Origin of the sequence: Streptomyces sp. Tu 3180 (assembly GCF_009852415.1) — a bacterium.
In the GTDB taxonomy this organism is placed as follows: Bacteria; Actinomycetota; Actinomycetes; order Streptomycetales; family Streptomycetaceae; genus Streptomyces.
In genome coordinates this window covers 5,916,964-5,932,051 of the sequence record NZ_WOXS01000002.1, presented here as the reverse complement: position 1 = coordinate 5,932,051, position 15,088 = coordinate 5,916,964, and the positions used below count along the sequence as shown (strand labels likewise).

Sequence of the window (15,088 nt, the reverse complement as noted above, 5' to 3'; positions counted from 1 at the left end):
TCAGGCCTCGGTCGACGCAGAGGACTCGGCCGCGGCCTCGTCCTTCTTGTCAGCCTTCTTCTTCTGGGTGATCGCCTCACCCTTGCCCTCGTCCTCGCCGCCGAGCGCCTCGAACGACGGGCGGGCGGGCTTCTCGGCCTGCTGCAGCAGCGGAGCCGGGGCGGGCTCGCCCTTGAACTTCTGCCAGTCGCCGGTCTTCTTCAGGATGGCGAGCACGGGCTCGGTCGGCTGGGCGCCGACACCGAGCCAGTACGCCACACGCTCGCTGTCGACCTCCATCACCGACGGGTTGTACGTCGGGTGGTACTTGCCGATCTCCTCGATGGCCCGGCCGTCACGGCGGGTACGGGAGTCGGCGACGACGATGCGGTAGTGAGGCGAACGGATCTTGCCCAGACGCTTCAGCTTGATCTTGACTGCCACGGGAGTGGGTTCTCCTGGATTTGACGTGGTTGGGCACGGCGAGAGAAGCCGCGTGGGGTTGCGGTACCCGAGTGCCCGATGGACGCGTCAGCCGGAGGAGAGAGGGGTCCTGTGCGGCTGTCGAGTACAGCTAGCCATTGTGCCACACCCCGCGGGGCGCGTCGGACCGCGGGGCATGCGGAAGGCGGGCGCGAGGCGCCTCCCCCGGGCCCTTCGAGCAGGGGGTGCCCCCGGCGCCCGCCCTGCCCCGAGCGCCCGGTTGCGCTCGGACCGGGGCGTCCCCGTCGCCCTGAGGCACCCCCCGCCCGAAGAACCCGGGGGAGGCACGACCGCCCGCGGCCGCGGTGCGGCCGGCGGCTTCCCTTTTCCGGCATCCACGAAATGCCGGACTCGGTCAGCTCGCCGCCCCCACGACCTCCGGGATGCGGAAGGGCTTGCCGCAGCCGCCGCAGACGATGGGGGCCTGGGCCAGCACCGACGGGACGACGCGGACGTTGCGGCCGCAGTCGCAGACGGCCTTGACCCGGACGCCGCCGCCGGAGGAGCCGTGCCGGGCGGCCGGGCCGCGGAAGCTGCGGGCGGTGTCGCCCGCGGTCGCCGCGGAGTGGGCCTTCAGGGCGCGCTGGAGGCGTTCGATCGTCGGGCGGTAGCGGCGCTTCGCCTCGGGAGTGAGCGTGACCAGGGAGAAGCCGCTGCTGGGGTGCGGCTCCTCGGGGTGGTCCAGGCCCAGCTCCTCGGCGATGGCGAGGAATCTGCGGTTGTGGTAGCGGCCGGCGCGGGATGTGTCGCGCACGCCGCGCGCGGCGGCGACGCCGTGGACTGCCTCGTGCAGCAGTCGTTCGAAGGAGAGTTCGTGACCGCATGCGGACGACGACTCCCCGATCAGGGACTCGGGCGCGGCAAGATCGGGCAGCTCGGGGTGGTACCGCTGGATGTCGGCCCACGCCTGTGCCAGCTCTGCGGCGAGGACAGGTGGTGTCTGTGTCGTGCTCACGTAATGACAACGAGCCTGGGTGCCTCCGTGTTCCGATTCCGGGGCATCCCAAATAATTTGCACGTACCCGTCAGTTGCCGCTGATGCGTCCCGACGAGGGCGGGTGCGCTGATCTGCGGAGAAGCCTCGCAGCTCACCGCAAGGTGGTGCGTAGTCTGACGTACGCCCACCCGTCTCCCGCCGTCACCCTCAAACGAGGCCCTCACGAGCCGCTCCCCCACCCCGGCGCGTACGCGGTGTCCGCGCGCCGGTGCGCCGGGGATCCGCCGGTGCGCAAGAGGCGTTTTCGGTCGCCCTCGCGACGGAAGCGCCCGGCCCGGCCGGCACGCGCTCCGGCCGCGACGTTACCGGGCACCTCGGCGGCGCCCCGCACCGGCCCGCCCCTTCCCCGGCGGGATCGCGCGGTCCCGGATTACCGGGAGGTGAATTCTTGCCACTGGCACGAGCAACCACCAAACCGTCGCCTCCTTCCACTGGACGACACGTCGAGGGCGCAGTTTCCTGGCATACGGGGGAAGTGCGAGCGCACTGCACGGGGGCCAGGGAATCGGGCACTGCGGCAACTCTCGGCTGATTGGGGCGCTTACCTATGACACCTACGCTCGTGCGGCAGCACCTGCCTCACCCGGGGGCCACCCCCCGGGTGGACCTGCGTGCACGCGCGCGTGACTGGTCCGAGATACAGGAGCGGATGCTCGTACCGCTCTTCGAGGCCGTCTACGAGCGACTGGACGTGGGTCCCGCGACACGCCTGCTCGGCCTCGGCTGCGGCTCCGGACTGGCCCTGCTGCTGGCCGCCTCGCGCGGTGCCGCGGTCACCGGTGTCGACACCTCCGCCGACCGGCTGGCGCTCGCCCGGGAGCGGCTGCTGCCCGACGGGCGGGAGACGCGCGCGCGTACGGACGTCCGGATCGTGGACGGCTCCCCCGCGGACACGGCTCGCGCGGACGCGCCCCCGTACACCGTGCTGACCGCCTTCGAGCCGATCGGCTGTCTCGCGGGGGACGCGGAGGGGCTGGGCGAGCAGCTCGCCGAGGCGATGCCGCTCGCCGGGCGCGGAGCGGCCGTGGTGCTGGCCGGCTGGGGTCCGCCGGAGCGGTGCACCACGGCGTCCGTGCTCCGGGTGGCCACCAAGCTGGCGGAGCCGCTGCGCGCCGCGGGGACCTGGCGCCCCGCGCACCGCGACGAGCTGGAGCAGGTCGCCCAGCGGGCGGGCCTGAGGCCGGACGGCTCCGGGCGGGTGGCCTGCCCCTTCGGCTACGCCGACGTGGACAGCGCGGTGCGGGGCCTGAAGTCGACGGGGCTGTTCGACCCGGCGATCACCGCCACGGACCAGGCGCAGGTGGACAAGGAGCTGGCGGAGGCGCTCCACCCGCACCAGCGGCAGGACGGCACCGTGTGGATGCCGAACGTGTTCCGGTACCTGATCGCCCGGACACCGTGAGGCCGGCGCCGGCGAACTGATCCCGCCGGACACGCCACCGGGGCGCCCCCTGTGCGAGGGGGCGCCCCGGTGGCGTGTCCGGTGAGGGCGTCAGCCCATGAACTTCTTGAACTCGTCGGGGAGCTCGAAGTCCTTGCCGCCCTGCTGGGGCAGCCCGAAGGCGTTGCCGCCCTCCGCGGCGGCGGCGCGGCGCGCGGCGGCCTCCTGCTCCTGCTGCCTGCGCTTCATCGGGTTGCCGGAGCGCTGCTTGCCCTTGGCCTGCTTCTGCTTCTTCTTCGTCCGGCCCGGACCCCCGCCCATGCCCGGCATCCCGGGCATCCCCGGCATGCCGCCGCCCTGGGCCATGCGGGACATCATCTTGCGGGCCTCGAAGAACCGCTCGACCAGGTTCTTCACCGCGCTGACCTCGACACCGGAGCCCTTGGCGATACGGGCGCGGCGGGAGCCGTTGATGATCGTCGGGTCCTGGCGCTCGCCGGGGGTCATCGACTTGATGATGGCGGCGGTGCGGTCGACGTCGCGCTCGTCGAGGTTGTTGATCTGGTCCTTGATCTGGCCCATGCCGGGGAGCATGCCGAGCAGCTTGGAGATGGAGCCCATCTTCCTGACCTGCTCCATCTGGGCCAGGAAGTCGTCCAGGGTGAAGTCCTGGCCCTTCTTCGACGCCAGCTTGGAGGCCATCCTCTCGGCCTCTTCCTGGCTGAACGTCTTCTCCGCCTGCTCGATCAGGGTGAGCAGGTCACCCATGTCGAGGATGCGGGAGGCCATCCGGTCCGGGTGGAAGGCGTCGAAGTCGTCGAGCTTCTCACCGTTCGACGCGAACATGATCGGCTTGCCGGTGACCTGGCGGATCGACAGGGCGGCACCACCGCGCGCGTCGCCGTCGAGCTTGGAGAGCACCACGCCGTCGAAGCCGACGCCGTCGCGGAAGGCCTCGGCGGTGTTGACGGCGTCCTGACCGATCATCGCGTCGACGACGAACAGGATCTCGTCGGGCGAGACCGCGTCCCGGATGTCCGCGGCCTGCTGCATCATCTCCTGGTCGATGCCCAGGCGGCCGGCGGTGTCCACGATCACGATGTCGTGGACCTTGGTCCGCGCGAAGTCGATGGAGTCCTTGGCGACCTTCACCGGGTCGCCCACGCCGTTGCCCGGCTCGGGCGCGTAGACGGCGACGCCCGCGCGCTCGGCGACGACGCTGAGCTGGTTGACCGCGTTCGGGCGCTGGAGGTCGGCGGCGACCAGCACCGGGGAGTGCCCCTGGTCCTTGAGCCACTTGCCGAGCTTGCCCGCGAGGGTGGTCTTACCGGCACCCTGCAGACCGGCCAGCATGATCACGGTCGGCGGCTGCTTGGCGAAGCGCAGCCGCCGGGTCTCGCCGCCGAGGATGGTGACCAGTTCCTCGTTGACGATCTTGAGGACCTGCTGGGCCGGGTTGAGCGCCTTGGAGACCTCGGCGCCGAGCGCGCGCTCCTTGACGTTCTTGATGAACGCGCGGACGACCGGAAGGGCCACATCCGCTTCAAGGAGGGCGATGCGGATCTCACGCGCCGTGGCGTCGATGTCCGCTTCGCTCAGGCGCCCCTTGCCGCGCAAGTTCTTGAAGGTCGCTGAAAGGCGATCGGAGAGAGTATCGAACACGGCGGCGTCGGTCCTCGGAGTCGGTGACAGGCTAGGGAATCGCCCTCCAGGGTATCCCGGCCGGGCAAGTCGCCGGAGTGTCCTCACCCACGCAGGGTCTCCTCCAGCTTCCGCGCCACCGCCGCGGCCTCCTCCCCGGGAAGGGGCGCGCCCTCCTGCGCGTCGGTGACGTAGAAGGCGTCCACGGCGTTCGCGCCCAGGGTGCTCGCGTGCGCGCTGCGCACCCGCACCCCCGTGTCCTCCAGCGCCCGCCCGATCCGGAACAGCAGCCCCGGCGCGTCCTGGGCCCGGACCTCGATCACGGTGGCGTGCCGGGAGGCGGCCGGGGCGACCGTGACGCGCGGCGGTGGGGCGACCACGCCCCGGCGCCGGGGGTGGGCGGCGTCCCGTTCGGCGAGGCGGCCGGCGACGTCCAGGGTGCCGTCCAGGGCGCGTACGAGGTCCGCGCGCAGCCGGGCGGCCTGGGGCAGGGAGCCGTACTGGGCGGCGACGCGCCAGTCCAGCAGCAGCACGGATCCGTCGAGGCCGTCCGGGAGGTCCACCGCCCGCAGCTCGGCGGTCCGCACGGTCAGCCGGTGCAGGGCGAGCACCCCCGCCACCGCGGGCAGCACGCCCGGCTGGTCGGGAACGGCGACGAGCAGCTCCACGCCCAGCGGCTCCGGGTCGCCGGAGGGCTCCTGCCGCTCGGCGGGCGGCTCGGTGCGCGCCCGCAGGGCCAGCACCGGGCCTCCGGTGGCGACCGCCTCGAGCGCGAGGCGCTCCTGCTCGGCGGTGGGCGCGGCCTCCTCGGGGACGGCGGGGGCGTCCCCCGCGAGCACCGCCGAGACCCGTTTCACCAGGTCGGCGACCAGTGCGGCGCGCCAGGACGACCAGGCGGCGGGGCCGGTGGCGAGCGCGTCGGCCTCGGTCAGGGCGTGCAGCAGTTCCAGGGTGCCCTGGGAGCCGACGGCCTCGGCGACCGCGCGCACGGTCGCCGGGTCGTCCAGGTCGCGCCGGGTGGCGGTCTCCACGAGCAGCAGGTGGTGGCGTACGAGGGCGGCGACCACCGTGACGTCGTGGTGGTCGAAGCCGATGCGGGCGGCCACGTCCCTGGCGATGACCTCGCCGGCCACCGAGTGGTCGCCGGGCCATCCCTTGCCGATGTCGTGCAGCAGCGCGGCGACCAGCAGCAGGTCGGGGCGGCCCACCCGGCGGGTGAGCCCGGCGGCGCGCACGGCGGTCTCGACGAGGTGCCGGTCGACGGTCCACAGGTGCACGGCGTTGCGCTGCGGCCGGCAGCGCACCCGCTCCCAGTCGGGCAGCAGGAGGGTGATCAGGCCCTCGGCCTCCAGTGCCTCCCAGACCTCGACGGTGGGGCGGCCGGAGCCCAGCAGGGTCACCAGCTGTTCGCGCGCCTCGGCGGGCCAGGGCGTGGGCAGCGGGCGCGCCGCGGCCGCCATGCGCCGTACGGCGTGCGGGGAGAGCGGGAGCCCGGCCTGTGCGGCGGCGGCCGCCGCGCGCAGCGGGAGCACGGGGTCGCGGTCGGGGCGTGCGGCGCGGGCGAGCACCACCTCGCCGTCCTGCTCGACGACCCCCTCGGCCAGCGGGGAGCGCTCGGCGGCCGCCTTCCCGCCGCCCAGCATGGCGCGCAGCCTGGGCCGCACGGCCCGGGAGCGCAGGACACGGCCCACCTCGCGCCAGGTGACGTCACCGGCGTACGCGATGACGCGGGCCGCCTCGTACACCTGCCGCAGCAGTGCGTCGGCGTCGAGCAGCCCCAGCTCGGACGCCACCTGGTCCTGTTCCTGGAGCGCGAGCCGGTCGGTCGCGCGGCCGGTCGCCAGGTGCAGTGCGTCCCGTACGTCGAGGAGCCGGCGGCGGGCCTCGGCGAGGCCCTCGCGCGGGGCGTCGGCGAGCCAGGAGGCGGCGACGGCGCGCAGCGCGGTGGCGTCGCGCAGTCCGCCGCGCGCCTCCTTGAGGTCGGGTTCCAGGAGGTACTGCAGCTCGCCCTGGCGTTCGGCGCGTTCGGCGCACAGTTCCCTGAGTTCGGGGAGCCGTTTCGGTGCCTGGTTGCGCCAGTCGGCCAGCATCGCCGTGCGCAGGGCGGCGGTCAGGCCGAGGTCTCCGGCGATGTGCCGGGCGTCGAGCAGTCCGAGCTGGACCTTCAGGTCCTCGCCCGCGGTCCTGCGGGCCTCCCCCGGGGTGCGCACGGAGTGGTCGAGCGTGAGGCCCAGGTCCCAGACGGGGTACCAGAGCCGGTCGGCGAGGGCGGCGACCGCCTCGGGGTCGCCGCCGTCGTGCAGCAGGAGCAGGTCGAGGTCGCTGCGCGGGGAGAGCTCCGCCCGCCCGTAGCCCCCGACGGCGACCAGGGAGATCCCGCGCGTCTCCCGCGTGCCCGCGGCGAACAGCCCGCCGAGCCATGTGTCCGTGAGGTCCGCGAGGGCGGCACGGCGCGGCGGCCCGGACCGCGCCCCCTCGGTGAGGAGGTGCAGCCGGGCCGCCGCGTAGCCGCCGGGTCCCGAGTCCTTCGCCTCGTCGTGCATGTCCGTACCCGTCACCGGCGACTCCTTCTTCCTCGGCCTGCCGTCAGAGCGCGTCCGGGCCGCGCTCGCCGGTGCGGACCCGTACGGCCGTCTCGACCGGGATCGACCAGACCTTGCCGTCACCGATCTTGCCGGTGCGGGCCGCCTTGACGACGACGTCGATGAGCTGTTCGGCGTCGTCGTCCTCGACCAGGACCTCGATGCGGATCTTGGGCACCAGGTCGACGGTGTACTCGGCCCCGCGGTAGACCTCGGTGTGGCCGCGCTGGCGGCCGTAGCCGCTGGCCTCGGTGACGGTCAGACCGTGCACTCCGAAGGCCTGCAGGGCCTCCTTGATCTCGTCGAGCCGGTGCGGCTTCACGACGGCGGTGATGAGCTTCATGCGTCCACCTTCTTGCTCTCGGCCGGGGCTGCGGGGGCGACGGCTGCGGTGCGGGCCGCGCCGCCGCCGGCACCGCTGAAGTCGTATGCGGTCTCGGCGTGCTCGGCCTGGTCGATGCCGGCCACCTCGTCGTCCTCGGAGACTCGCATACCGATCGTCTTGTCGAGGACGAGGGCCAGGACCGCGGAGACGACCAGGGAGTAGGCGAGGACGCCGAAGACACCGGCGCACTGCTTCCAGAACTGGTCGAGGCCGCCGCCGTAGAAGAGGCCCGCCACGTCGGACTGGCCCTTGCCGGTGGCGAAGAAGCCGACGAGCAGGGAGCCGAGGATGCCGCCGACGAGGTGGACGCCGACGACGTCGAGGGAGTCGTCGTAGCCGAACCGGTACTTCAGGCCGACGGCCATGGCGCACAGCACACCGGCGATGACGCCGATCGCGATCGCGCCGAGCGGGGAGACCGCGCCGCCGGCCGGGGTGATGGCGACCAGGCCGGCGACCGCGCCGGAGGCGGCGCCCAGCGTGGTGAACGCGCCGTGGCGGATCTTCTCGTAGGCGAGCCAGCCGAGGACGGCCGCGCCGGTGGCGACCTGGGTGTTGACGAACATCAGCGCGCCGACGCCGTCGTCGTTGCCGAGCCACGAGCCGGCGTTGAAGCCGAACCAGCCGAACCACAGGAGCCCCGCGCCGAGCATGACCAGCGGCAGGCTGTGCGGGCGCATCGGGTCCCTCTTGAAGCCGATCCGCTTGCCGATGACCAGGATCACGCCGAGCGCGGCGGCACCGGCGTTGATGTGGACGGCCGTACCGCCCGCGAAGTCGATGACGCCCAGCTCGAAGGCCCAGCCGCCGGCGCCCCAGACCCAGTGCGCCACCGGGAAGTAGACGACGGTGACCCACAGGGCGACGAACAGCGCCCACGCGGTGAACTTCACGCGGTCCGCGAGCGCGCCGCTGATCAGCGCGGGCGTGAGGACGGCGAACATCAGCTGGAAGACCAGGAAGACGAAGACCGGGATGGTGTAGCCGTCCCAGAGCTCGGTCAGGCCGATGTCGCTGAGGCCGACCCAGTCGGAGTTCCAGCCGATGAGGCTGCCGGAGTCGGTGCCGAACGCCATGGAGAAGCCGTACAGCACCCACAGGACGGTGACGATCCCCAGGCTGATGAAGCTCATCATCAGCATGTTCAGGGTGCTCTTGACGCGGACCATGCCTCCGTAGAAGAAGGCCAGGCCCGGGGTCATGAGCATCACCAGGGCGGAACAGATGAGCATGAACCCTGTGTTGGCGGCAGAGAGCGTGGGCTCCTCTGCGGCCAGGGTGATGGCTGGTGCCATCGGCGTCTCCTCGTCGTTGGTACGGCCCCGTGCGGGCGAAGCCTCGAGCGGATTGAGGGGCGGGCCGGTTATGCGCCACGAGACTGGCGCAGCGCCGTTTCGGTGGGAGCCCCTCGTTGTTTCGCCGCCGTGACGAAGACGCCGGATGTGTTACGGGTCGGTGAACCACCGGATCCGGGGAGTGCCGGCCGTTATCGTGACGCAATCTTCGCCACCCGGCGCCGCGGCCGTCGGCCGGGGAACCGCGCCGACGCCCGAGCCGGGTCCGCGAGAGCGGCACCGGCTCGGGCGCACCAAGACGGCCGGCCGCGGCCGGCCTCCGAATGACCTGGCATGGGGGAGCCGAGTCGGGCATTTCGGGAGGGCCGGCCGCGGCCGGGGCTCAACGGTTCCTCTGGGGTGTCAGACCGCCTCCGCGTTCTCGGGCAGCTCGGCCGCGAGCCGCTCGGTGAGGTCGACGACGTCGGCGAGGTCCCCGAAGTCGCGCACGGCCGTGTCGACCGTCTTTCGGATACGAGTGTTGACGCGTTCGGAACGGACCTTTTTGGCCGCCTTGATGGCCTCGGTGGCGAAGACCACGCTCTGTTCGGGCTCCCGCTGGAGCAGGTGCACCGTGGCCATGCCGATCAGGTTGAGGGCGTAGGACCGCTGGTGCTCGCCGCCCTCCTGGCCGAACAGCTCCACGGCCCGCTTCATGAGCGGCTCGGCGAGGGAGGCGTAGGTGGGGCTGCGGCCGGCGACGTAGGCGAGGTCGCGGAAGGAGTGGGAGTTCTCGGCGTACAGCTCGGCCTCGGAGAAGAAGCGGATCCAGTCGGGGTCCGGCTCGTCCCACTCGGCGGCCTCGGCGAAGGTGTCCTCGGCCATCCTGACCGCCCGCTTGCACCGGCCCGGCTGGCCCATGTTGGCGTAGGCGCGGGCCTCCATGGCGTACAGCATCGACTGGGTGCGCGGGCTCGCGCAGTCCCGGCTGCCGTACTGCGCGAGGTGGATCAGCTCCAGGGCGTCCTCGGGCCGGCCGAGGTGGATCATCTGCCGGCTCATGTTGGACAGCACGTAGGAGCCGAGCGGCCGGTCGCCGGCCTCCTTGGCGGCGTGCAGGGCGAGCACGAAGTACTTCTGCGCGGTGGGCTGGAGCCCCACGTCGTACGACATCCAGCCGGCCAGTTCGGCCAGTTCGGCGGCGACCTTGAACAGCCGCCGGGTGGTGGCCTCGGGCTGGGGTTCCTGGAGCAGGTCCGTCACCTCGTGCAGCTGGCCGACGACCGCCTTGCGGCGCAGGCCGCCGCCGCACTGGGCGTCCCACTGCCGGAACATCACGGTGGTGGTCTCCAGCAGGTCCAGCTCGGGTTTGGACAGCCGGCCCCGGGCCCGCCCGGCGGACGACGCCGGGTCCGGATCGGGCCGGGACTGCGGGGCGGACGGGGCGGGGACGAGCCAGCGCTGCAGGGGCTCGATGAGGGGCGGGCCCGCGGAGAGGGCCAGCGAGCTCCCGAGGAAGCCGCGCCGCGCCAGCATCAGGTCGCTGCGCGAGAACTCGCTGAGCAGGGCCACGGTCTGCGGGCCCGTCCAGGGCAGGTCGACGCCGGTCGCGGAGGGTGACGGGCGGGCGGTGCGCAGGCCCAGGTCCTCGACGGAGACCACGACGCCGAAGCGTTCGGAGAAGAGCTCGGACAGGATCCTGGGGATCGGCTCGCGCGGGTTCTCGCCGTCCAGCCAGCGGCGCACGCGCGAGGTGTCGGTGGAGATGTGGTTGGCGCCCAACTGGCGTGCTCTGCGGTTGACCTGGCGGGCGAGCTCGCCCTTGGACCAGCCGCTGCGGACGAACCACGAGGCGAGGAGTTCGTTCGGACGTTTCTCCGCGCTCGCAGCATTCGTCCCGCCACCGCCGTTGCCGCTCACTGGAACGCCCCCATCCCTGAAGACCACTTGTCGCCGAGTGCGCCAAGCCTTATCAGAATGCCGGTCGCCGGGGTCGCCCGTCCGGCGGTTGCCACCCTCCGAACGGGAAGTCGAGTTGCCTCCGGCATACCCACGAGTGCATGTGCCCCAAGAAGCCGTGCACTCAACGTAGTCCTACGATCACCCGTCCCACCATGACGGAACCGCAATCGCCACCATTCGCCACCCCTTCGTATGAACTCACGGTCGTCAACCCACGATTCACTTGACACAGGACAGCCAGAAGTGGATGCAGCGATGCACACAGGGGCGCGCACCGTGGAACACGCCACCCCTGGACGCTTCGGGGCGCCGACTGAGCGGAGCGGCACGGGGAAGTGGGAATACAGAGCGTCACGGTGCGCGTCCGCTGCGTAACCATCGGTACATCGGACCCGTTGGAGGGGGCATGGGTTTCACGATCGGCATCAGTCGGGGCATCCGCGACATCCGGTCCGGCTCGCGCCGCCGGGGCCGCTCGTCGGACGCCACCGCCGTGGCGGAGTACACCGGGCTGTGGGGCTGGGACGTGGTGCCGGGCGTCCGGGCCGTCGCGGGCGCCTGTTCCTGCGGCCGGACCGACTGCCGGGCACCGGGCGCGCACCCGCTGGACTTCGCGCCGGTGATCTCCGCCGGCGCACCGCTGGACGCGGCGACCGGGACCTGGGCCGAGTTCCCCGGAGCCTCGGTGATGCTGCCGGTCGGGCGGGCGTTCGACGTCATCGACGTCGCCGAACCCGCCGGCCGCCGCGCCCTGGCCCGGCTGGAGCGCATGGGCCTGCCGGTCGGCCCGGTCACCGCCACCCCGGACGGCCGCGCCCACTTCTTCGTCGCCCCCGGCGCCGCCGCCGCGCTGCCCGAGCTGCTCTACCGCATGGGCTGGGACGACCCGGCCGCCCTCGACCTGCGGGGCCTCGGACCCGGCACGCACATCACGGCACCGCCGTCCGACCGGGGCGGCCTCGGCCCGGTGCGCTGGCTGCGCTCCCCCGCCCTGGACTCCGCGTCCCGGCCGCCCGAGGCCCGGCTGGTGCTCGGCACGCTGGCGTACGTGGCGCACCGGTCGCGGGCGTAGCCCTCCGGTGCGGCGGACCGCCGGGGCCGTCGCCCCCGCGGAGCCGGCCCCGCACACGGCGGAGCGCCCGTCCCCCGACCGATTCGGGGGCGGGCGCTTCCTCGCGTCTGCCGGACGGGCCTCGGGGCCCGGGGCTCAGTCTCCGATGAGCGCGTCCACGAACGCCTCCGGCTCGAACGGAGCCAGGTCGTCCGCGCCCTCGCCGAGACCGACCAGCTTCACCGGGACGCCCAGCTCGCGCTGGACGGCGATCACGATGCCGCCCTTGGCCGTGCCGTCCAGCTTGGTGAGCACGATGCCGGTGATGTCGACGACCTCGGCGAAGACCCGGGCCTGGATGAGTCCGTTCTGACCGGTGGTGGCGTCGAGCACGAGCAGCACCTCGTCCAGCGGGGCCTGCTTCTCCACGACGCGCTTGACCTTGCCGAGCTCGTCCATGAGACCGGTCTTGGTGTGCAGGCGGCCGGCGGTGTCGATGAGCACGGCGTCCGCGGCCATCTCCTTGCCCTCCTTGACCGCGTCGAACGCGACGGAGGCGGGGTCGCCGCCCTCCGGACCGCGCACGGTGTGGGCGCCGACCCGCTCGGCCCAGGTCTGGAGCTGGTCGGCGGCGGCGGCGCGGAAGGTGTCGGCGGCGCCGAGGACGACGGTGTTGCCGTCGGCGACCAGCACGCGGGCGAGCTTGCCGGTGGTGGTGGTCTTGCCGGTGCCGTTGACACCGACGATCATCACGACGCCCGGGCCGCCGGCCGCGTTCTGCGTGTGCACGGTGCGGTCCATCTCGGGGCCGACCAGCGTGATCAGCTCCTGGCGGAGCAGGCCGCGCAGCTCCTCGGGGGTGCGGGTGCCGAGCACCTTCACGCGCTCGCGCAGCCGCTCGACCAGCTCCTGGGTGGGCTGCACGCCGACGTCGGCGGTGAGCAGGGTGTCCTCGATCTCCTCCCAGGTGTCCTCGTCGAGGTGCTCGCGGGACAGCAGGACGAGCAGGCCCTTGCCCAGGGCGTTCTGCGAACGGGAGAGCCGGGCGCGGAGCCGGATCAGACGTCCGGCGGTGGGCTCCGGGATCTCGATCGGGGGAGCCTCGACGGTGGGCGGCTCCTCGATGACGACGGGAGGGCCGCCGACCGGAAGATCAACCTCCTCGATGGTGCGCCGCGGCTCCTCCCGCGGCGTCTCGGCCTCTTCGCCGACGTGCGGCTCGGCCGGCGGGGCGGTGATGTCGGGCGCGGCGGGCGGTGGCGGGGGCAGCGGCTTCCTGCGCCTGCTCCCGACGATGAGCCCGCCGAGCGCGCCGAACACGACCACGGCGATGACTACAGCAAGGATGACGATGTCCATAACGCGTCCAGTATCAGCCATGGGCACCCCCCTCGCCCCGATGCCGGCCCGTGCCGGACGGGCCGCGCCGCGCGGCGCCGGCGGTCCGGTGGTCCGACGGCACGTCAGCCGGTGTCCGCCCCGCGGCCGGCCGGCCCGGGCCGCCGTTCCCGCGGACACCGGCCGTGGCCGTCCGGCGGCCGCGGTGGCCGGCGAGCCGCCCGTGGAGCGGGCGCCGGTCCGGGCGGACGCTTCCCGGCGCACGGCGTCGCGCACAGGGCGCCGCCCCGGCTCGGACGGTACCGGGCCGGGGCGGCGGTGGGGGGTACGAGGAGAGGGGCAGCGGGGACTTGAGCCCTTCTCCCCGGCTCTCGCGGGACGGGCCGGGCCCGTCCGCCGCGGGGAGGGCGGGTCAGCCCATCTCCTCCAGTGCCTTGCCCTTCGTCTCCTTCACGAACTTCAGGACGAACGGGATGGAGAGCGCGGCGAACACCGTGTAGATCACGTAGGTGACGGACAGGTTCCAGTCGGCCAGCGACGGGAAGCTCGCGGTGATGGCCCAGTTGGCGATCCACTGCGCGGCGGCGGCGACACCGAGCGCGGCGGCGCGGATCCGGTTGGGGAACATCTCGCCGAGCATGACCCAGACGACCACGCCCCAGGACAGGGCGAAGAAGAGGACGAAGACGTGCGCGGCGATCAGGGCGACCCAGCCCTGGGTGGCGGGCAGCTGTCCGTCGACGAGGTCGTAGGAGAACGCCCAGGCCTCCAGCGCGAGGCCGATCACCATGCCGACGGAGCCGATGATCGCGAGCGGCCTGCGGCCGATGCGGTCGACGAAGATCATCGCGATGACGGTGCCCACGATGTTGATGATCGACGTGGTGAAGGAGTAGAAGAACGAGTCCGTCGGGTCGACGCCGACCGACTGCCACAGCGTCGAGGAGTAGTAGAACGCGACGTTGATGCCGACGAACTGCTGGAACACCGACAGGCCGATACCGATCCAGACGATCGGCCTGAAGAAGAAGCTGCCGCCGAGCAGGTCCTTGAAGGACGACTTCTCCTCGCGGTGCATCGCCGACTCGATCTCGGTGACGCGGGCGGTCAGGTCGACGTCCCTGCCCTCGACCTCTTCGAGGATCCGCCGGGCGCGCTCGTGCTTGCCGACGGAGATCAGGTAGCGCGGGGACTCGGGGATGGCGAAGGAGAGCAGGCCGTACAGGACGGCGGGGATCACCATGACGCCGAGCATGAGCTGCCAGGCCTCCAGGCCCATCAGCTCACCGCGCTGGTCGCCGCCGGCGGCGTTCAGGATGCCCCAGTTGACCAGCTGCGACACGGCGATGCCGACGACGATCGCGGCCTGCTGGAAGGAGCCGAGCCGGCCGCGGTAGGCGGGCGGGGCGACCTCGGCGATGTAGGCCGGGCCGATCACCGAGGCCATGCCGATGGCGAAGCCGCCGACGACCCGCCAGAAGGCGAGGTCCCACAGCGAGAAGGGCAGCGCGGAGCCGACGGCGCTGACGGTGAACAGGACCGCGGCGATCTGCATGCATCGGATGCGCCCGATGCGGTCGGCTATGCGGCCGGCGGTCGCGGCGCCGACGGCACAGCCGATCAGGGCGACGGCGATGACCTGGGCCAGCGCCGCGGAGCCGATGTCGTAGCGGTCACGGATGGCCTCGACGGCACCGTTGATCACGGAACTGTCGTAGCCGAAGAGGAAACCACCCATGGCGGCCGCCGCCGCGATGAAGACGACGTGCCCGAGATGATCGGGATGAGCCGCCTCGGCTCCTGACTTCTGTGCCTGCGCTGTGCTGGTCACGTGTACTCCTCGGGCCACCGGCAACATCGCCGGATGGGGGGTCAGCCCTTCGAGGTCCACTTGAAGGTACCTGAAGGTAAAAGCAACATGGCAGAGAATATGTCTTCAATTTTTGAAGTCAATAGGCATGCAGCTGTGAGCTTGGAGACCCGCGAGGAGGGAATGCGTTCAGAAGTTGAAGAGT

11 protein-coding genes are annotated in these 15,088 nt (G+C 72.4%); 2 read left to right on the top strand and 9 right to left on the bottom strand.

What is annotated here, in order from left to right:
• Both rpsP and GL259_RS27630 read right to left on the bottom strand, forming a co-directional pair.
• Complete coding sequence (gene rpsP / locus GL259_RS27635; protein WP_159536005.1) at positions 1 to 423, bottom strand: 30S ribosomal protein S16; 423 nt, start codon at positions 421 to 423, stop codon at positions 1 to 3.
• A 394-nt stretch (positions 424 to 817) separates the two neighbouring features.
• Positions 818 to 1,417, bottom strand: coding sequence for a hypothetical protein (locus GL259_RS27630; protein WP_159536004.1), 600 nt, complete (start codon positions 1,415 to 1,417; stop codon positions 818 to 820).
• A 589-nt stretch (positions 1,418 to 2,006) separates the two neighbouring features.
• Between GL259_RS27630 and GL259_RS27625 the strand changes: the two genes are divergently transcribed.
• Complete coding sequence (locus GL259_RS27625) at positions 2,007 to 2,861, top strand: methyltransferase domain-containing protein (RefSeq protein ID WP_159536003.1); 855 nt, start codon at positions 2,007 to 2,009, stop codon at positions 2,859 to 2,861.
• A gap of 90 nt (positions 2,862 to 2,951) precedes the next feature.
• Here GL259_RS27625 and ffh read toward each other — a convergent pair whose 3' ends face one another.
• From ffh to GL259_RS27600, 5 genes are all read right to left on the bottom strand, one after another.
• On the bottom strand, positions 2,952 to 4,502 hold the full coding sequence (gene ffh, locus GL259_RS27620) for a signal recognition particle protein (RefSeq protein WP_159536002.1): 1,551 nt from the start codon (positions 4,500 to 4,502) through the stop codon (positions 2,952 to 2,954).
• An 83-nt stretch (positions 4,503 to 4,585) separates the two neighbouring features.
• On the bottom strand, positions 4,586 to 7,039 hold the full coding sequence (locus tag GL259_RS27615; protein ID WP_159536001.1) for a [protein-PII] uridylyltransferase: 2,454 nt from the start codon (positions 7,037 to 7,039) through the stop codon (positions 4,586 to 4,588).
• A gap of 28 nt (positions 7,040 to 7,067) precedes the next feature.
• Positions 7,068 to 7,406, bottom strand: coding sequence for a P-II family nitrogen regulator (locus GL259_RS27610; protein ID WP_030231663.1), 339 nt, complete (start codon positions 7,404 to 7,406; stop codon positions 7,068 to 7,070).
• A complete protein-coding gene (locus GL259_RS27605) occupies positions 7,403 to 8,743 on the bottom strand; it encodes an ammonium transporter (RefSeq protein WP_159536000.1) in 1,341 nt (446 codons plus the stop codon). Before GL259_RS27605 ends, GL259_RS27610 begins: the two co-directional genes overlap by 4 nt.
• 402 nt (positions 8,744 to 9,145) lie before the next feature.
• On the bottom strand, positions 9,146 to 10,642 hold the full coding sequence (locus GL259_RS27600; protein WP_159535999.1) for a hypothetical protein: 1,497 nt from the start codon (positions 10,640 to 10,642) through the stop codon (positions 9,146 to 9,148).
• Positions 10,643 to 11,090: 448 nt separating this feature from the next.
• Here GL259_RS27600 and GL259_RS27595 point away from each other — a divergent pair, with 448 nt between their 5' ends.
• Entirely contained in the window at positions 11,091 to 11,756 is a 666-nt protein-coding gene (locus tag GL259_RS27595; protein ID WP_159535998.1) for a bifunctional DNA primase/polymerase, read from the top strand.
• A gap of 135 nt (positions 11,757 to 11,891) precedes the next feature.
• On the opposite strand, the gene ftsY is transcribed toward GL259_RS27595, so the two are convergent.
• Entirely contained in the window at positions 11,892 to 13,094 is a 1,203-nt protein-coding gene (gene ftsY / locus GL259_RS27590) for a signal recognition particle-docking protein FtsY (RefSeq protein ID WP_159535997.1), read from the bottom strand.
• 391 nt (positions 13,095 to 13,485) lie between these two features.
• A complete protein-coding gene (locus tag GL259_RS27585) occupies positions 13,486 to 14,904 on the bottom strand; it encodes a sugar porter family MFS transporter (RefSeq protein WP_159535996.1) in 1,419 nt (472 codons plus the stop codon).
• Positions 14,905 to 15,088: the final 184 nt, after the last annotated feature.